General features: G+C 71.6%; 17 protein-coding genes and 2 tRNA genes. 7 read left to right on the top strand and 12 right to left on the bottom strand.

The features are described from left to right. Positions 1–21 precede the first annotated feature (21 nt). Positions 22–1680, top strand: coding sequence for a hypothetical protein (locus ACWCP0_RS15320; RefSeq protein WP_451079280.1), 1659 nt, complete (start codon positions 22–24; stop codon positions 1678–1680). Between the two features lie 15 nt (positions 1681–1695). Here the strand turns inward: ACWCP0_RS15320 and ACWCP0_RS15315 are convergent, their stop codons facing one another. After that, positions 1696–2256, bottom strand: coding sequence for an HIT family protein (locus tag ACWCP0_RS15315; protein ID WP_451079279.1), 561 nt, complete (start codon positions 2254–2256; stop codon positions 1696–1698). 66 nt (positions 2257–2322) lie between these two features. Here ACWCP0_RS15315 and ACWCP0_RS15310 point away from each other — a divergent pair, with 66 nt between their 5' ends. Further along, the gene (locus tag ACWCP0_RS15310; protein WP_451079278.1) at positions 2323–3015 is read left to right on the top strand and encodes a potassium channel family protein; all 693 of its coding nucleotides are present in this window, start codon (positions 2323–2325) and stop codon (positions 3013–3015) included. Positions 3016–3034: 19 nt separating this feature from the next. Here the strand turns inward: ACWCP0_RS15310 and thrS are convergent, their stop codons facing one another. The 3 genes from thrS to ACWCP0_RS15295 form a co-directional block, all read right to left on the bottom strand. Then, positions 3035–5011, bottom strand: coding sequence for a threonine--tRNA ligase (gene thrS, locus ACWCP0_RS15305; RefSeq protein WP_451079277.1), 1977 nt, complete (start codon positions 5009–5011; stop codon positions 3035–3037). 464 nt (positions 5012–5475) lie between these two features. After that, entirely contained in the window at positions 5476–6744 is a 1269-nt protein-coding gene (locus ACWCP0_RS15300; protein ID WP_451079276.1) for a hypothetical protein, read from the bottom strand. Then, a complete protein-coding gene (locus ACWCP0_RS15295) occupies positions 6744–7307 on the bottom strand; it encodes a DUF4365 domain-containing protein (RefSeq protein ID WP_451079275.1) in 564 nt (187 codons plus the stop codon). The genes ACWCP0_RS15300 and ACWCP0_RS15295 overlap by 1 nt, the downstream gene beginning before the upstream one ends. Before the next feature lie 173 nt (positions 7308–7480). Between ACWCP0_RS15295 and ACWCP0_RS15290 the strand changes: the two genes are divergently transcribed. Next, the gene (locus ACWCP0_RS15290) at positions 7481–8209 is read left to right on the top strand and encodes an exonuclease domain-containing protein (RefSeq protein ID WP_451079274.1); all 729 of its coding nucleotides are present in this window, start codon (positions 7481–7483) and stop codon (positions 8207–8209) included. 106 nt (positions 8210–8315) lie between these two features. Here ACWCP0_RS15290 and ACWCP0_RS15285 read toward each other — a convergent pair whose 3' ends face one another. From ACWCP0_RS15285 to ACWCP0_RS15275, 3 genes are all read right to left on the bottom strand, one after another. Then, a complete protein-coding gene (locus ACWCP0_RS15285) occupies positions 8316–9980 on the bottom strand; it encodes a carbohydrate binding domain-containing protein (RefSeq protein WP_451079273.1) in 1665 nt (554 codons plus the stop codon). A 355-nt stretch (positions 9981–10335) separates the two neighbouring features. After that, positions 10336–10407, bottom strand: a tRNA-Val gene (locus ACWCP0_RS15280). 39 nt (positions 10408–10446) lie between these two features. Then, on the bottom strand, positions 10447–10908 hold the full coding sequence (locus tag ACWCP0_RS15275; RefSeq protein ID WP_451079355.1) for an SRPBCC family protein: 462 nt from the start codon (positions 10906–10908) through the stop codon (positions 10447–10449). 105 nt (positions 10909–11013) lie between these two features. Here ACWCP0_RS15275 and ACWCP0_RS15270 point away from each other — a divergent pair, with 105 nt between their 5' ends. After that, positions 11014–13560: an SCO7613 C-terminal domain-containing membrane protein gene (locus ACWCP0_RS15270; RefSeq protein ID WP_451079272.1), complete on the top strand. Its 2547-nt coding sequence runs from the start codon at positions 11014–11016 to the stop codon at positions 13558–13560. A gap of 94 nt (positions 13561–13654) precedes the next feature. Here the strand turns inward: ACWCP0_RS15270 and ACWCP0_RS15265 are convergent. Both ACWCP0_RS15265 and ACWCP0_RS15260 read right to left on the bottom strand, forming a co-directional pair. Beyond that, positions 13655–13729 (bottom strand) — tRNA-Val (locus ACWCP0_RS15265). Positions 13730–13817: 88 nt separating this feature from the next. Then, positions 13818–14297 carry a TIGR02611 family protein gene (locus ACWCP0_RS15260; protein ID WP_451079271.1) on the bottom strand — a complete coding sequence of 160 codons (480 nt, stop codon included), beginning with the start codon at positions 14295–14297 and terminating at the stop codon, positions 13818–13820. Positions 14298–14486: 189 nt separating this feature from the next. Here ACWCP0_RS15260 and ACWCP0_RS15255 point away from each other — a divergent pair, with 189 nt between their 5' ends. Further along, entirely contained in the window at positions 14487–14900 is a 414-nt protein-coding gene (locus ACWCP0_RS15255) for an SsgA family sporulation/cell division regulator (RefSeq protein ID WP_003959770.1), read from the top strand. Between the two features lie 200 nt (positions 14901–15100). Continuing rightward, a complete protein-coding gene (locus tag ACWCP0_RS15250; RefSeq protein WP_451079270.1) occupies positions 15101–15661 on the top strand; it encodes a CGNR zinc finger domain-containing protein in 561 nt (186 codons plus the stop codon). 24 nt (positions 15662–15685) lie between these two features. Here the strand turns inward: ACWCP0_RS15250 and ACWCP0_RS15245 are convergent, their stop codons facing one another. Next, positions 15686–15838, bottom strand: a complete 153-nt coding sequence (locus ACWCP0_RS15245) for a hypothetical protein (RefSeq protein ID WP_351224145.1) — start codon at positions 15836–15838, stop codon at positions 15686–15688. A gap of 192 nt (positions 15839–16030) precedes the next feature. Further along, complete coding sequence (locus ACWCP0_RS15240; RefSeq protein WP_451079269.1) at positions 16031–16480, bottom strand: hypothetical protein; 450 nt, start codon at positions 16478–16480, stop codon at positions 16031–16033. Positions 16481–16644: 164 nt separating this feature from the next. On the opposite strand from ACWCP0_RS15240, the gene ACWCP0_RS15235 reads away from it, so the two are divergent. Continuing rightward, positions 16645–17169: a DsbA family protein gene (locus tag ACWCP0_RS15235; RefSeq protein ID WP_451079268.1), complete on the top strand. Its 525-nt coding sequence runs from the start codon at positions 16645–16647 to the stop codon at positions 17167–17169. A gap of 54 nt (positions 17170–17223) precedes the next feature. On the opposite strand, the gene ACWCP0_RS15230 is transcribed toward ACWCP0_RS15235, so the two are convergent. Beyond that, positions 17224–18075 carry a GNAT family N-acetyltransferase gene (locus ACWCP0_RS15230; RefSeq protein ID WP_451079267.1) on the bottom strand — a complete coding sequence of 284 codons (852 nt, stop codon included), beginning with the start codon at positions 18073–18075 and terminating at the stop codon, positions 17224–17226. Positions 18076–18128: the final 53 nt, after the last annotated feature.

Below are 18128 nucleotides of genomic sequence, written 5' to 3'. Positions count from 1 at the left end.
TGCGGCGATGGGGGCGGTGCAGTGGCGGACCAGGCATTCGATTTCTCTCCCGGGGCGCAGGTCCCGCTGCAGGGCTCGGCCGGTCAGACGGCGGCGACGCACGCCCTCGCCTCGGCCGCGTACCGCGACGGCAAACTCGAGGAGATCCTCAAGGCCAACAGCGAGTGGCACGAGTCGAAGGTCACCAAGCCCAAGTTCTCACTGTTCGAGCCGAATCTGGGCGAGGCCTTCTCGCGGGCCGTTCAGGTGCGGATGCTGGGCGGCGCCCGCAAACCGCTGATCCAGTCGTTCGGCACCGAGCCGCAGGCCGTGGTCGAGCACGCGCTCGCGGCGACCCGGATCCGTAAGGAGCGGGACGCGAAACTCACCGGGATCATGGCGGTGTTCGGGCTGCTGTTCCTGCCCGGGATGCTGCTCTGGATCGGTGTGTTCCAGCTGCGCCGGACCATCGCGGGGGCGCAGGACAAGAAGACGGGCGCACTGGGCGGGGCGCTGCTGGCCGGATTCGCCCTCGTGGCGGTGGTCTTCCTGCTCCGGCTGCCGTTCACCGGCTTCTGGGGGTACTACCTGCGCGGCATGATCATCGCCCCGGTCGTCGGCTGGCTGCTCGCCAAGCGGATCTGCGAGGCCACGGCGAAGGACATGCGCGAGCGCTGGGGCAGTCTGCTCTCCGGCGGCGGCATCGGCGCGAAGGTGCCGGAGGCCGTCCCGGGGAACCCCAACGAGACCGCGGCGGAGCAGCTGCGCCAGGGCCTGGAGATGCTCACCGCCGAGCAGCACTCCAACTCGGTCTTCTACGCGGGACCCAAGGGCATACTCGGCATGGGCACTCGCTGGGGCAGCTGGCAGCTCGCCGAGGAGCTGGTGCCCAAGGCGCCCAGCAAGGAGTTCCACCAGTTCCGCAGCTGGGACGTCATCAAGGTCATCCACGACCAGCTGACGCTGCTGCAGCGCGGCCCGCTGCACACGGGAGGCTTCCCGGCCCCCTCGGTCAAGCACTGGGTCGTGGTGCCGGTCGGGGAGAACGCGAAGGAAGTGGCCAGGCCCGCGGGCCAGGACGTGGAGAACAAGTTCCAGGTCAAGCGCCACGAGATGCAGCGCATCTGCGACCACCAGCAGTTCGGCAGCGGGAACCGCCACTATCTGGGCGTGCAGTTCACGCTGTGGGACGGCCAGCTGGTGATCACGATGATGATCACGGTGACGGTGCTCTACGAGACCCTGCGCATCGAGGTGACCGGGCACGCGCTCGGCCCGGTGCACTCGCTCTTCACCACCAAGCCCGAGCCGAAGACCGTCGAGGTCCCCAGGACCATCCGCTTCTGGGAGACCACGAAGCGGACGCTGCCGCTGGTGGAGACGCCCGAGGTGGTGCGGCTGATGGTCCGGGCGCCGTTCACCTGGTACCCGCCGCTGCTGGACTTCCTGGGCGGGAAGCTGGTGCTCCCGGAGCCGTTCGGCCTGCGGCACGCCTGGGCGGACAAGCCCTGGCGGCACCGGTTCATGGCGGACGACGCGATGCGGGCGGCGACGCCCGTGCTGCGGGTGACGCACGCGGCGGCGATGCGGGTACTGGAGGAGAACGGCGTGGACACCGAGCGCTTCAGCAACCGTTCCATGATCGTGAGCGGGCTGGTCCAGGACCCGGCACCGCGCAAGGCCGACGTGTACGACGCCTAGCCGCGCCGCCCGAGGTTACGCGGCCGGCCAGGCGTCCGCGAGCATCTTCCGCGTGTCGGCGAGGAGTTGGGGCAGCACCTTGGTGTGGCCGACGACCGGCATGAAGTTGGTGTCGCCGCCCCAGCGCGGCACGACGTGCTGGTGCAGATGGGCGGCGATACCGGCCCCGGCGACGCTGCCCTGGTTCATGCCGATGTTGAAGCCGTGCGCCCCGGAGGCCGTGCGCAGCGCCGTCATCGCCCGCTTGGTGAACGCGGCGAGCTCGGCGGTCTCCGCGTCGTCGAGGTCCGTGTAGTCGGCGACGTGCCGGTAGGGCACCACCATCAGATGCCCGCCGTTGTACGGGTAGAGATTGAGCACCGCGTAGACGCCGTCGCCGCGCGCGATGACGAGTCCGTCCTCGTCCGACTTGGCGGGGATGGAGCAGAAGGGGCAGCCGTCATCGGCCCCCGGCCCGGTCGGCTTGTTCTCGCCCTGGATGTACGCCATCCGGTGGGGCGTCCACAGACGCTGGAAGGCGTCCTGGACACCGACTCCGATCTGCTGCTCCGGCTCACTCGTCATGTGGTGCAGCATATGACTTCGCCAGTGCGGAGCGTGTCGCCGGGGCAGGGCCGGGCAGCGGCCGGAGATCCTTGGCCGATGGACGTCGACGACGCGGACACCCGGCTCGCGCGCTGGGAGCACCGGGTGGAGCTGCCACTGTTCTGGGGCTCGCTGCTGTTCCTGGGCGGGTACTCGGTGCGAGTGCTGGCCTCCGGCGTGGACAGGATCTGGCGCGACCTCGCGCTCGTGCTGATGCTGCTGATGTGGCTGACCTTCGCTGCCGACTACGTGGTGCGGCTGCGGCTGAGCGGTCAGCGACTGCCCCGGTTCCTGCAGAGGCACTGGCTGGACACCCTGGTCCTGATCCTGCCGCTGCTGCGTCCCCTGCGCCTCGTCAAGGTGTACACGGCGGTGCAGCAACGGCGCGACCGCGCGCGGCTGAGCCTGTACGCGCGGGTGATCGCATACGCCGGGGTGACGGCGGTCCTGCTGGGCTACGCCGGCGCTCTCACCGTCTACGAGGCCGAGCGCTCGGCGCCGGAGGCGACAATCCGTACCTTCGGGGACTCCCTGTGGTGGGCGTGCGAGACGCTGACCACGGTCGGGTACGGGGACGTGACGCCCGTGACCAGGACGGGGCGGATCATCGCGGTGGGGATGATGATGTGCGGGCTGGCCCTGCTGGGCGCGGTCACCGGTTCGTTCTCGTCCTGGCTGGTCCAGGTCTTCGCCCGGGAGGACGAGAAGGGGCCCCCGGACGGCGGACGTCCTCCGGGGGCCCCTTTCTGAGGCCGGCTGCGGCGAGCGATCAGACCTGCACGCGGTCCTCGACGATCTTCACGATCTTGGCGATGGCCTCGTCGACCGGGATGCCGTTCTCCTGCGAGCCGTCGCGGTAGCGGAAGGAGACCGCACCGTTCTCCATGTCCTCGTCGCCCGCGATGACCATGAAGGGCACCTTCTGCTTCTGGGCGTTGCGGATCTTCTTCTGCATCCGGTCCGATGAGGCGTCCACCTCGACGCGCAGCCCCTGCTTCCTCGCCTTGGCGGCGAACTCCTGCAGATACGGGACGTGGGCGTCACCGATCGGGATGCCCAGCGCCTGGACGGGCGCCAGCCAGGCCGGGAACGCGCCCGCGTAGTGCTCGAGGAGCACCGCGAAGAAGCGCTCGATGGAGCCGAACAGCGCGCGGTGGATCATGACCGGACGCTGCTTGGTGCCGTCGGGGCCGGTGTACTCCAGGTTGAAGCGCTCCGGCAGGTTGAAGTCGAGCTGGACCGTCGACATCTGCCAGGTGCGGCCGATCGCGTCCTTCGCCTGGACGGAGATCTTCGGGCCGTAGAAGGCCGCGCCGCCGGGGTCCGGGGTGAGCGGGAGGCCCTGCTTCTCGGCCACCTGACGCAGCACCTCGGTGGCCTCCTCCCAGACCTCGTCGGAGCCGACGAACTTGTCCGGGTCCTTGGTCGACAGCTCCAGGTAGAAGTCGGTCAGGCCGTAGTCCCGCAGCAGGTCGAGGACGAAGGTCAGGGTGGAGTCCAGCTCCTCCGCCATCTGCTCCTTGGTGCAGTAGATGTGCGCGTCGTCCTGGGTGAAGCCGCGGGCACGGGTCAGGCCGTGCACGACGCCCGACTTCTCGTACCGGTACACCGTGCCGAACTCGAAGAGACGCAGCGGCAGTTCACGGTAGGAACGCCCGCGCGCATCGAAGATCAGGTTGTGCATCGGGCAGTTCATGGGCTTGAGGTAGTAGTCCACGCCCTCGTCGAGCTGCATGGGCGGGTACATGCCCTCGGCGTACCAGTCCAGGTGGCCCGACTTCTCGAACAGCTTGCCCTTGGTCGCGTGCGGCGAGTACACGAACTCGTAGCCGTGCTCCTCGTGGCGCTTGCGCGAGTAGTCCTCCATGACCCGGCGGATGACGCCGCCCTTGGGGTGGAAGACCGCGAGGCCGGAGCCGACCTCGTCCGGGAAGGAGAACAGGTCCAGCTCGTTGCCCAGCTTGCGGTGGTCGCGCTTCTCGGCCTCGGCGAGGAAGTCCAGGTGCGCCTTCAGCTCCTCCTTGGAGGGCCAGGCGGTGCCGTAGATGCGCTGCAGCATCGGGTTCTTCTCGCTGCCCCGCCAGTACGCGGCGGCGTTGCGCATGAGCTTGAACGCCGGGATGTTGCGGGTCGTGGGCAGGTGGGGACCGCGGCAGAGGTCCTTCCAGCACAGCTCGCCGGTCTTCGCGTCCAGGTTGTCGTAGATGGTCAGCTCGCCGCCGCCCACCTCGACGTCGGCGCCGTCGTCGTGCGACGCCGAGCCCTTGATCCCGATCAGCTCCAGCTTGTAAGGCTCGTCCGCGAGCTCCTCGCGGGCGGCCTCGTCGGTGACGACGCGCCGCGAGAAGCGCTGGCCGCGCTTCTGGATCTCCTGCATCTTCTTCTCGACGGCCTTGAGATCCTCGGGGGTGAACGGCTTCTCGACGTCGAAGTCGTAGTAGAACCCGTCCTTGACCGGGGGCCCGATGCCGAGCTTGGCCTCGGGGAAGAGCTCCTGCACGGCCTGGGCCATGACGTGCGCGGTGGAGTGGCGCAGGATGTTGAGGCCGTCATCGGAGGAGATCTCGACGGGCTCGACCGCCTCGCCGTCCTTGACCTCGTACGCGAGATCCTTCAGCTCGCCGCCGACACGTGCGGCGACGACGGTGCGCTCACCGGCGAAGAGCTCGGCTGCCGTAGTGCCCGTCGTCACCACGCGCTCTTCCCGCTCGGAATCGCGTTGGATGATCACACGGACGTCTGACACCGGTCTCTCCTGCCTGATGGGGATGCGCACGCTGTCGTATGACGCACGCAATACGTCATGCTACCGAGCCGCACGGCCCGCCCGCGAAAGCGGGCGCCTGCGGCGGGCTTCCCGCACTTCGTCCCTTCCCGGGCCGGGTCGAAGTGCGGCCCCGCCGCGTGAGGGCAGGCCCTCCTGGCCCCGGGCCTGAGCCCGGTACCGTCCGGTCGGCCCGGGTGACCGCCCTCGAACGCCGGACGACCGGAACGGCTGCCCCGGCACCGCCGAGCAGCCCCCGGTGACCGCCCTCAGGGGAGCCCTGCCGCGGCACGAGGGTTCGAGGGCGGAGCCCGGTGCCGGGGGCTGAGGGCTTGCCCCGGTTCGGGAAGGGGCGGGGCGGTGCGGTGCGGGACAAGGTGCGGTGCGAGACAAGGAGAAGGCCCGCCGCGGGCGCCGGACCACCGGCCGGCGGTCCCGTCGTCCCGTCAGTCGCCGCCACAGGCCTCCTCGAAGAAGTCGAGGTTCTCGTGGAGGGACTTCATCAGCCGGTCCCGCTCCGCCTCGTCGACCTGCACCGGGACGACCCCGGTGGCGTCGGTCAGGCGCCGGAAGCCCCCGCGGCTTTCGAGGCGGCCGATGACGCGGATCGGAACGCCCACCAGGTGGGCGTGGCCCGCGATCCGGTAGGACTCCTCGTCGAGGACCGCGCGGACGTGCGGCACCTCGGCGCCTGCCAGGACGCGCAGCCGTACGGTTCCTTCGCCGCGCGTGCCGGAGCGCCGCATCCGTACCACCGCGCCGGTGATGCGGACGGGTACGGACGGCTCCTCGCGGAGATAGCGGGCCCCGGCCTCACGGAGGGCGGGCAGGTCGCCCGGGGAGAACTCGACGGGCTCCGGGCGCGCCGCGCAGCCCTCCGGCACCCCGGCCGCCGGTGACCAGGCGAGGGCGATCCGCGCACCCTCGGCGCCGCGCACCAGGGCCACGACGGCCTCGGTCAGCTCGCGGCTGACCCCGGCCTCGACCGCGGTGTCGAAGGCCTCCATCCCGCCGGTGGCCCGCTGGTAGTCGACGGCCTCGCGGGTGGCGTGCAGCGCGTGGTGCAGTCTGACGGCGACGGACCGGCCGGTCTCCACGGGTACGAACGCGGTGAGCCCGCGCCCGCCCGGTGCCGGGCCGACCAGGATGCCCGCCAGCGCCGCCAGCGCCTGCCGCCGGTGTCGCGCCCCGTAGTACCCGGCCCGCCCCCGCGCGGCGAGCGCGCCCGCGAGCAGCATCTGCCGGGCGGCCGAGCGCAGCTGTTCCTGCACGGTCCAGGCCGCCGCGCCCGACGGACCCTGGGGCACGTCCCGCCACCAGCGGATCTCGTCACTGGGCACGGCGAGCCCGACGAGCACTTCACGGGCGGATGGCGCGGCCGACCGGGCGAGCGCGGTCAGCGCCTCGCTCAGCAGGTCCTCGCTGTCCGGGAAGGCCCGGCTCTCCGGGACGAGCAGGCTCGTGCGCCCGGCGGCCGGACCGGGTGGGGTCCAGCGGGCGTACCGCCCGGCCGCTCCCCCGCGCCGTCGCCACCCGTGCCGGTCGAGGAGCGCCCCCAGCACGACGGGGTCGACGTGCGCGGGATCGGGCCCGTCGCTCCCGTACCAGGGCGCGGGCACGTCGTCCGGGAGCGGAAGCGGCAGGGGATGGGGGTGAGGAAGCGGGTGGGAGGAGCCTGCGTACGGCGGTACGGGCTCGTCGATCGGGCGGTGCATCACGGTCTCCCTCCCGTCCCGACCCGGGTCATGATCTCGCAGAGCGCCCGGTCGTCGAAGACGCGCGCGGTCGGGATCCGCACGGTCGTCCTGCGCCGGCCCGTCACCGGGTGGCCGGCCAGGTTGGTCCAGTAGCAGCAGTGCCGCAGGTCGAGCCGGTCGTGGCTGGCCCGGAGCCATTCGTCCTGGGTCCTCGGCACGATCATCACGACGAGGATCTTGTGCACCGACACGGGTGTCCGGGCCAGCTTCACCAGGTGTTCGTTGTCGAGGATGAAGGAGAACGCCGGACCCGGTGGGTGCGGCGGAATCTGGTAGGTCGCCTTGAGCTGCACCTTGATGGTGACTTCGTCGTCGACGGTGTGTCCGGGAGCGCTGTGGCTGACGTGCCAGTCGATCCCGTTGTCCGGGAACGGCTGGGACAGCGAGCAGCCCGCGGCGGCCGCCACTGCGTGGAGATACCCCACCTGGAGGGTCTCCATGCAGGCGGTGGTGGCGAGTGCTCCGCGCAGCGGTACGGTCCGCTCGGGCAGCGCACCCGGTTCGGGCTGCGCGAGCGCCATGGCTCCGTCTGCCTTCCGGGCTGTGCCGATCGATGATCCCCGCGACGGGCCGTCAATCTCGCGCCCCGTCATCTGTGTTGTCACCCGCCTGCGTACTGCGCAAACAGTCCGGGTATCACCGATTCGGGCAGGGGGATCACGCCATCTGCCAGGCATGGGCAAGGAGTTCGGGGATGACACTCTGGTATGAGGGACCCCTGGCGGCATTTGACACGGAGACAACAGGCGTGGACGTCGAGGCGGACCGGATCGTGTCCGCCGCACTGGTCGTCCAGGATTCGGCGGGAAGTCGCCCGCGCGTCACCAGCTGGCTGGTCAATCCGGGCATACCGGTCCCTGCGGAGGCCACGGCCGTCCATGGGCTGACCGACGAGCATCTGCAGCACAACGGCCGCTGGCCCGCGCCGGTGATGGAGGAGATAGGCCGGGCTCTGGCCGAACAGTGCGCGGCCGGCAGGCCGCTCGTCATCATGAACGCGCCGTTCGACCTGACCCTGCTGGACCGCGAACTGCGCCGCCACCGGGCCTCGTCGCTGGCGCAGTATCTGGAGCATGTGCCGATGTGCGTCCTGGACCCGCGCGTCCTCGACAAGCATCTGGACCGTTACCGGAAGGGCCGGCGCACCCTCACGGATCTGTGCGAGCAGTACGGGGTCGCGCTGGACGGGGCGCATGACGCCGCTGCGGACGCGACCGCCGCGCTGGAGGTCGTACGGGCGGTGGGGCGGCGTTTCACGGCCCGGCTGGAGCGGCTCTCGCCGCCGGAGCTGCACACGCTGCAGGCGGTGTGGCACGCGGCGCAGGCGCGGGGCCTGCAGGCGTGGTTCGCCCGGAACGGCACCGAGGAGTCGGTGGATCCCGCGTGGCCGCTGCGGCCGGAGCTCCCGGCACGGGCGGCGTGAGTACGGGCGCCCCGCCGCTTCGGGGCACCCGTACGACTGTGGACTCGGCCTGTCCGGCCGGGCAGGCCCGATTGCCGCGCCGGCCGACCGGACAGGACCACGGGACCTAGCCGGTGAATCCGGCGGTGATGGACGTGAACTGCCAGTTGCTCTGGCTGATTCCGGAGCAGTTGCTGACCACTCCGCCGCCCGGGCAGGGCCGGTCACGGTTGACCGACCAGAAGGCCAGCCGCGCGATGTGACGGGAGTTGGCCCAGTCCTTGATCTGGGTCCAGGTCGCCGGGCTGGTCAGCTCCTGCTGGTCGCTGAGGCCGTTCATGCCCGAGATGCCGATGTGGGCGTAGGCGGTGGCGTCGTCCCAGCCGAAGGTGCTCTTCAGCTTGGTCTTCAGCCCTTCTGCCGCGTTCACGGTGTTGCCGTACATGTCGGCGCCGCCGCCGAAGTCGAACGGCATGATCGTGAAGACGTCGATGTTCGCCTGGAGCGCCTGGGCGCGCTCGATGAGCCGGTTGCCCCACCAGGTCGGGCCGGTGGTGGAGGTGCCGAAGGTGATGATGGTCTTCAGGCCCGGGTTGTTCTGCTTGACGATCTTCAGGGCGTTGAGGATGCGGTCCTGGACGGCCTCGTTCTCGAACTCGTCGCTGTTCTCGATGTCGACGTCGATGGCCTTGAGCCCGTACGCGTTGATCACCTGCTGGTAGGCGCCGGCGAGCGCTTCCGGTGTCGCGCAGTTGGGTCCGAGCTTGTTGCCGCTCCAGCCGCCGATGGACGGGACGATGTCGCCACCCGCGGCGCGGATGGCGTTGATGGTCGACTGGTCGGTGCCGCCGGTGAGCGGCCGGGTGCCGTCCCATGCGGGGTTGCAGCCCCCGGACGACAGGATGAACGCCATCGTGAACCACTTGATGCCGGTGGCGCTCATCACGGACGGGGCGCTCGGCGGGTCGCCCCACCCGAGGTAGAGATACGGAGCGGCCTGCTTGAAGCCACCGCCGCCACCGCCCGGGTCGGTGGTGACGCTCACGGCGGTCGATGCCGGGGAGGTGTTGCCGGCCGCGTCGCGGGCGCGGACGGTGAAGCTGTACGGGGTGTTCGCGGCGAGGCCGGTGACGGTGGCGCTGGTGCCGGTCACGGTGGTGGCGAGGGTGGAGCCCCGGTAGACGTCGTAGCCGGTGACGCCGACGTTGTCGGTCGCCGCGTTCCAGGCGAGCGAGACGCTGGAGGACGACTTGCCGGTGGAGCGCAGGCCGGCGGGCGTGGTGGGCGCCTGGGTGTCACCGCCGGGGCCGCCGGGGCCGTCGAGGCTGATGTCGTCGGCGTTGTAGGTGCCTTGGCCGTACCAGCCGTGGAGGTAGACCTCGGCGCTGGTCTGTGCGGCGCCGGTGGTGAAGCCGACGGTGAGCTGGGTGTACGCGGATGCGGACGGTGTCCAGGTGGAGGCGCCGCCGGTCACGCCGAGGTGCACGTAGCTGCCGCGCACCCAGGCGGAGAGCGTGTAGGCGGTGTTGGGCCGGACGGCGACGGTCTGGGTGCACTTGGCGTTGTCACTGGCGCTCGCCGCTCCGGCCAGTGCCTTCGTACCGCTGTGGACGGGGCTGCCGACGACCGAGCCCAGGCCGCCGGTGCAGGACCAGCCGGACAGGGACCCGGACTCGAAGCCCGGATCGGTGAGCAGATTGGCGGCCTGGGCCGAGCCGGGCAGGGCGATGGCGGCGGCCGCGGCCAGCAGCGCCGCGCTGAGGCCGGCCAAGAGCCGTTGTCTGGAACGCACGTGACCTCCCGATGAGGGGTGGGGGACGGTTCGGCGGACCTGTCGCGGCGCCACGATTGGTCTGGACCTATCAGGCGGATTGAAGCGAAGCGTCGTGTCCCCGTCAAGAGCGCGCACAGGGCCCACAACTCGCCCCGGACACGGCCGCTCTGTCGGCCGGTCAGAAAGGTGCGCATACCCGGGTGATTGGTCTACGCCCTGCCGGGGCCCGGAGCGTGGCGAATCCGCCCTGCCGTCCCATGGGTACAGCTCACGCAGCCGCGCGCGGCACACCCACCGTCCCGGCCACCCCGACCATGCGGGCCCGGAAATAGATCGAGGCCGGTCCGTCGACTGACGGACCGGCCTCTCCCGGTGGGCGATACTGGGTTCGAACCAGTGACCTCTTCGGTGTGAACGAAGCGCTCTCCCACTGAGCTAATCGCCCGGGAACGCACTGAACCATACAGGTACCGGCGGGTTTCCTTCAAACTCCCTTCGGGGCTCCCCGCAGATACGCGGTGAGCCCCCGCCGCCCGGCCCGCATCATCAACGCGTGATTGGCCCGGAAGGCCGGCCGGCCCGGCACGGCCAGCAGCCGCATCAGCCTGCGCCGCACCTCCACCTCCTGGTCGTAGCGGGCGCGGGTGCCTCCGCCGATGCGCGGCACCAGCGTCCAGCGGGCCCTGCCGACCAGGTCGCCGGACAGCTCCACCTCCAGAATCCCGGCGTCGGGGTCCCGCAGGCGCTCATGGAGGGTGACGACGAGGTCGTAGGGCAGGACGGAGCGGAAGCGGGCGGTGCCGCTGCGGTCGTCGATGGGGATGACCTCGCGGACCTGCGGCCACCAGCGGGGATAGTCCTCGGCTCGTTCCAGAACGGCGTAGACGAGGCGAGGCAGGGCGGGCAGTTCCCAGATGCTGCGGAAGCGGTAGTGGTGCCAGTCCATGTCCGGAGTCTGCGCCGCGAAGGGCGTACTCACGCGTGATCTGAGTATCCGCCTGAGTATCCGCGCGCATATCGGAGTCTTGTGTCGCACACCACACTGCTCCGCATGGAGAATGTACTGCCGCCCGCCGAGGAACTGCGGCTCCTCGACGGTGAGCTGGCCCAACTCGACGCGCGACGCGCCCAGTTGCTCACCCGCAGGGCATGGCTGGTGCAGACGCTGCAGTCACTGCAGGCGCAGCAGCAGCCGAAGTCCGCGGCCACGGCCGCGCCCTGGGGGCCGGCCCGTCCCGGGGGCCCTGTGTGGCCTTCGCGCCCCACCGCCGAGACCTCGCCGCCGAGCGCGCAGAATGTGCTGCTCACCCTCGGCGGGATCCTGCTGACCATCGCCGCGATCGCCTTCACCCTGGTCAGCTGGGGTCATATGGGCATCGGCGGACGGTCCCTGGTGCTCGGCGCGGTGACGGTGGCGGCTCTCGCCACACCGGTCCTGCTGCTGCGGCGCGGGCTCACGTCGACCGCCGAATCGGTGGCGGCGCTCGGCCTGGTCCTGATGGTCCTGGATGCGTACGCCCTGCGCCGCGCGGCCCTGCCGCACACGCACGCCGTGGCGTACGCGGCCGTCGCCTCCGGCGTGCTGGCCGCGTTGTGGGCGGCGTACGGGCTGGCGCTGCGCACGTTGCGCATACCGCTGCCGGTGGCCGTGGTGACCGTACAACTGCCGCTGCCGCTCTGGGCGCTGGCGGCGGATGCGAGCGCCTGGACGATCGCGTGGGCGACGCTGACCACCGCCGCGATCGACGTCGCGATCGCGCTCACCGCGAAGCCGGCGGCAGTCCGGGGTCTCGCGGTCGCGGGCGCGGTGGTGACCGGTGGCTGGTCGCTGCTGACCGGGCTCTGGCTCTCGGTGACGGCAGGGACAGCGGCGGAGGCCGTGGAGCCGGGCGTCCTGCTCCTCGCGGCCGCCGGTCTCGCGCTGGTCGCGGCCTGGCGTGCGCCGGCGGCATCGCCGCAGGAGCCGCCGAGCGGGCAGCAGACCGCGACGCGCACATCGCCCGCGACGGGGCCGGCCGTGGTGGCGACGGCCGTCGTGGCGGGCCTGGCCGTGATCGCGGGTGTCGGCGGCGTGCTCCGCGCGGCGGTGCCGGACGAGTGGGGCGTGCCCGCGTATCTGCTGTGCGCCGTCGCGCTACTTCCGGTCGTACGGATCCGGGCACCGCGCCCCATGCTGACCGGCCTCGGTCTCGCGTCGGCCGTGGTCCACGGTGCCTCGGCCGCCTGGGCCCTGCCGTACGCGGCGACCGCGCTGTCGGCGCCGGTGGCGGTCGTCGACGACGTCTGGTCCGGCGCCCGCGACCTCACCCCGCTTCTGCCGGACATGGGCACCGCCCCGCTGGTCCTGGCCGTGGTGGCCGCGAGCCTGTGGGCGGCGCCCCGCCTGCTCCCGGCCGTCGCGCTCCCCCGTACCGCGATGTCCTGCGCCGCGCTCGTCCTCGCCTGGAGCGCCGCGTTCACCGTGCCCGCGGCCCTGTCCCTGCCGTACGCGGCCACGTCGGCCGTGGAGCTCGCGGTGGTGTCGGCGGCGCTGGCCCGGGCGGCACTCCGGGCCGGCGTCCCGAACCGGGAGCCGGTGGAAGGCGACACCCCCGGGACCGGAGCCGACGCGGCCGGAACAGGGCGTGCCGGCCCGGACGCCACGGCCGTCACCGCGCTCGTCTGCGGCCTGGCCGGCGGGCTGAGCGTCGCGCTGATGGGGCTGACCACACGGCCCGCTACGTTCGCCGTGCTCGGTGTGCTGGCCGTCGCGACGGTCGCGGCGGCGCTCATGGCACGGGGCGCCGTCCAGGCCGTTCTGGCATGCACCACGGTCGTGTGGACGGCCGGTCAGGTCGGGGCCACGGCCGCGGCCGCCGGGCTGCCCGCACACCACGTGGCCCTCGCACTCCTCGCCGTACCCGCCGCCGCCGCACTGCTCGGGGCGCGGCTGCGCAACCACCCGGTCGCGCTGCCCGTCGAGCTCACCGGTGCCGCCGCGGCACTGGTCGCGATCGGTCTGGCGGTGCCGCACGCCCCCACGCTCGCGCTTGTGCTGGCCCTCGCGGGCGTCGTCGCGGCGGGCACGGCGGTACGGGCCGAGCGGCGCCCCGCCGCCGGGTACGCCGCGGCGGTGCTGTTCGTGGCGGCCACCTGGGTCCGCCTCGCGGCCTCGGAGGTGTCCGCGCCGGAGGCGTACACCCTCCCGGTGACCGTTCCGGCGCTCGCCGTCGGCCTGCTGCGGCGGCGCAAGGACCCGGAGGCCTCGTCGTGGGTCGCATACGGTCCCGGCCTGGCCGCGACCCTCGTACCGAGCCTGCTCGCGGCCTGGTGGGACGCGCACTGGCTGCGTCCGCTGCTCCTCGGTGCTGCCGCGCTCGCGGTCACGCTGGCCGGCGCCCGGCTGCGGCTGCAGGCCCTGCTGGTGCTGGGCGGTCTGACCCTGACGCTGGACGCCCTGCACGAGCTCGCCCCGTATGTGGTCCAGGTCGTCGGCGCGCTGCCGCGCTGGCTGCCGCCCGCCCTCGCCGGACTGCTGCTCCTCGCGGTCGGCGCGACGTACGAGCAGCGCCTGCGCGACGCCCGCAGACTCCGGGAGACCCTGAGCCGGATGCGGTGATGTCCGGAGGCGGTGGGCGGGGCCGCACCGATGGGCCGAACGGGTGAAATGCCGAAGGCCCCGGAGACTCGGTCTCCGGGGCCTTCGGTCCGGGTGGTGGGCGATACTGGGTTCGAACCAGTGACCTCTTCGGTGTGAACGAAGCGCTCTCCCACTGAGCTAATCGCCCGGTGCACCGCAAACATTACCGCATGTCAGCGGCGCTCCTTGACCATCGGGCCGTCGCTGCGACGACCGGCAGGGCCATCACCGCGGCGTCACTCGTCGATCTTCCAAGGCATCACGATGCCGAACTTCCAGATGTAGATCCCGATCAGTACGCCCATGATCACCAGGCCCACCGTGGTGAGGATGATGTTGCGCCGGCGCACCTTCGGGTCGAGCGCCCGCTGTGCGGCCTCGGTCACCTTCCGCTTCGTCCAGCGCAGCACGAGCTGCGCCCAGACGAACTCGGTGGCCCAGATCGCCATGCCACCGAAGATCACCAGCCAGCCGGGCCCTGGCAGCGGCAGCATGATCACGCCGGCCACCACGACGGCGAGTCCGACGACGAACACGCCGACCTGCCAGCTGAGGTGCAGCGTCCTGCGCGCTTTCACGAACTCGGGCGCCCGGGATCCGAGCGGTCGCTCCTGCGCCGCCTCGTCCTCGCTCGCACCCGCGGTCACGTCCCCCGTGGCGGGTTCCGCGGCCGACGCCGCGGCCGCGTTCTCCCGCTCGTCACTCTCCGCATTCATGATCCCCAAAGTACCTGACGGGAGGCCTCTCCGGCATGACCGCACAGTCGTAGGTCCGGCTCCTCCGTACGGGGTACCTCAAGGATCACAAAACAGACAGAGGGGTTTACAACGGCACCGTAGGTGGCATGTCGATTTCGCCGACGTGCGAATCCCCGAGCGCACACTGAGCGAAAGGCCCTGGCGCTTATGAACACCACGGTCAGCTGCGAGCTGCACCTGCGCCTCGTTGTATCGAGCGAGTCCTCACTGCCTGTACCCGCGGGCCTGCGGTATGACACGGCCGATCCTTATGCCGTGCACGCCACCTTCCATACCGGAGCCGAGGAGACGGTCGAGTGGGTGTTCGCCCGCGATCTCCTCGCCGAGGGGCTGCACCGGCCCACCGGCACCGGCGACGTCAGAGTCTGGCCGTCGCGCAGTCATGGCCAGGGCGTCGTCTGCATCGCGCTGAGCTCCCCGGAGGGCGAAGCCCTGCTCGAGGCCCCGGCACGGGCCCTCGAGTCCTTCCTGAAGCGGACCGATGCCGCGGTGCCACCGGGCACCGAGCATCGTCACTTCGATCTCGACACGGAGCTCTCGCACATCCTGGCCGAAAGCTGAGCCAGACCGAGGGCTGCCCGGCGCCGTCCGACTCGGGGAGACGGCGCCGCGCGGACAACCACATACGGCATACGGCATACGGCGGCGCTGTCACTGCGGATCACCCCGCAGTGACGGCGCCGTCGCGTTCGTGAGCGAGACGCTAGAGTCAGCGCAATTCGGTGGGCGACGCCCGCCCGCAGCAGGCCAGGGAGCGAATCGTGCTGATCCCCCACGACACCCGCATCGCGCTCGACACCGTCGTCGATCTGGTGAACACCGCGCCGGAGCAGGCAGAGGGCGATGAGCTCAGGGACGTCTCGTCGCTGTACGAATTCGTACGAAGCCACAACGTCAGCGGCGTGGGTGAGCTGGGCGAGGCCGATCTCGACGCCGTACGCGAGGTGCGGGCCCGCTTCGCGGGGGTCTTCGCGGCGAAGGACCCCCGCACCGCGGCCGAGCTGATCAACCAGCTCGTCGCCGCCGCGGGCACCACCCCGCAGCTGACCGACCACGACGGCTACGACTGGCATGTCCACTACTTCGCGCCCGGCGCATCCGTCGCCGACCACCTCGCCGCCGACTGCGGCATGGCGCTGGCCTTCATCCTCGTCGCGGGAGAGCAGGAGCGGCTGCGCCGCTGCGAGGCGCCGGACTGCGGGCGCGCCTTCGTCGACCTCTCGCGCAATCGCTCCCGCCGCTACTGCGACAGCCGCACCTGCGGCAACCGTCTGCACGTCGCCGCGTACCGTGCGCGCCGCAAGGAAGCGGCCGCCGGCTGACGGTCGTCGTGCGCCCGGCAGGGCTCACAGCAGAAACAGGTCGTGGACCGAGGCGATGAGCAGCAGACAGCCGATCACCGCGAGAAAGATCATCAGGGGCGGCTGAGAGAGCGCGAAGAGACAACCACGCGGCTCGTCGGCGGGGGCGGGGGTCTGGCCCCGGGAGGTATCCAGCATCTCGGGGCGATGATGTCGCAGCGCGCCCCGCGATGATCGAACAACACGCCTTCCGATGCGGCGAGTTCATCACATCCGTGGTGCCGACCGCCCCGGGGCGCCCGACGGGTGCCGCGGGCGCGTCAACTCGTCGCACTGATGTGGATGTTGGCGGCAGGAGTCGCAGCCGGCGCGGGTTCCGGCGCCTGCCGGTCAGATGCCGTGCTTCTTCAGGATCGCCTCGATGTCGCTGAAGTCGTCGTCCTGGCCGGCGGTGCGCGGCTTCCCCTTCGGCGGGGCCGCGGGCCGGGACGCCTTGCCGACGGCCGGGGCCGAGCCGGACGCCGGGGCGGAGGCCGACGGGGCGATCGCCCCCTGGCGCGCGCCGCCCTTGGCGGCCCTGCCGAGCGAGCGGCGCTCCACCGCGCGGGTCGTCATGAAGAGCACCCACGCGAGCCCGAGCACGCCGACGCCCACCCAGGCCGCCGGGCTGAAGGCCGTCGAGGCGATCCACTCGACAGCACCCGTCAGCACCAGGCCGAGCGGCACGAGCGCATACGCGACGATGCGGGTCGCGGTCTTGAACCGCCTCCGGTACGCCGTGACCGCGGCGATGCCCAGCCCGGCCGCGGACACCGCGGAACAAATGGTCTCGGCAAGCATCCGGTCCTCCACAAGGCCTGTACGGGTGGGAACGTCCCTTCCATCCTGCACCGCCCCGGCCCCTACCGGCCACGGTCCGCGCGTACCTCAGGGAGATCTCCGGGACACGGCTCCTCCCCAGGTCCCGGTTGGGCCGGCCCGCGCGCGGCTGGGAGACTGGGTCCATGAGCGACACCTCCCCCTCCGAGCCCCTCGTCCTGGACGTGTGGTGCGAGCTGCAGTGCCCCGACTGCCGCTCCGCCCTCACCGATCTGGGCGCACTGCGCGAACGCTACGGCGACCGGCTCGAGCTGCGGCTCCGCCACTTCCCCCTGGAGAAGCACAAACACTCCTTCGCCGCCGCGCAGGCCGCCGAGGAGGCCATCGTGCAGGGCCGGGGCTGGGCGTACGTGGAGGCCGTGCTCCACCGGGCCGAGGAGCTGGACCGCGAGGGCGAACCGTTCCTCGTGGAGGCCGCGCGCGAACTCGGCCTGGACGCGGAGGAGTTCGACACCGCCCTCGTCGACGGCCGCCACATCCTGATCGTCGACGCCGACCAGGCCGAGGGCAAGGCGATCGGGGTGACGGGCACGCCGACGTACGTGATCGGCGGTGAGCGTCTCGACGGCGGCAAGAGCCAGGAGGGCCTGCGCGAGCGCGTCGAGGAGATCGCCGACCGCCTCCTCGCGACGGGGTCGCCGGACGCGTAGCGCGGGGGCCGGCGGGTCGCGAGGTGCCGGCGGCACGCGTGTCCGTCCGGTCCCCTACAGCATCTGCTTGTAGTAGTGGATCTGAGACGTCCGGTAACCGAGCGACTCGTACAGCCCGAGTGCCGGCGCGTTCCCCGCGAAGACGTGCAGCCCGAGCAGCGACGCCCCCGCCTCCGCACGCGCGACCCGTTCCGCGAGGAGCATGAGCGCCCGCCCGTACCCCCGGCCCCGGTACGGCTCCCCGACCTCGACGTCGTACACGTACGCGCCCCGCTCCCCCGGACGGACCTCGCGCTCGGCGAGCCAGACGTGCCCGACGACCGTGCCGTCCGCGTCCGCGACCAGGACGTCGATCCAGGCGCCGCGGGTCGCGAGGCCGTCGGGGAGAAGATCGCGGTGGTCGGCCTCGGACTTGGCGCGGGCCTCGTCGTGGGGCACCCCGCGGGTGGCCCATTCACGCGTGTAGCTGTCGACCGCGGTGGCCAGCCAATCCTGGAACTCGCCCTCGGTCATGGGCCGCCCCTCGACCCCGTCGGGCAGCCGGGGCGGCGGCCCGTCCGGCAGCTCCTTGAGCATGTTCCGGCCGCGCTCCGTGTAGCCGAGCGCGGTGGTCAGGCGCAGCGCCGCGGCGTTCTCCGCCGGCACGGAGGTGAGGATCTGCGTACAGCCCCAGCCGCGCAGCACCTCCTCCGCTGCGAGTGCCGCGACCGTACCCCGCCCGCGCCGCCGGTCGGGCTCGTCGATCCGCAGGGACCGCACGACGCCCGCCGACGCGCCGAGCCCGGGATGGGTGGCGAGCTCGATCGTTCCGACGGGCCTGCTGTTCACGCATACGTCGTACGTACGCGAACGGGCACCGCCCTCGCTCCGCTGAAGCGGCCCGGACGGCCGCAGGGTCGTGGTCATCAGGGGTGTTCTACCTGTCCCACGGCTGCCCGTCACCAGGTTTTGCGAGGTTA

Source organism: Streptomyces sp. NPDC001970 (genome assembly GCF_053594115.1).
This window is presented reverse-complemented; position numbering and strand designations above follow the sequence as displayed.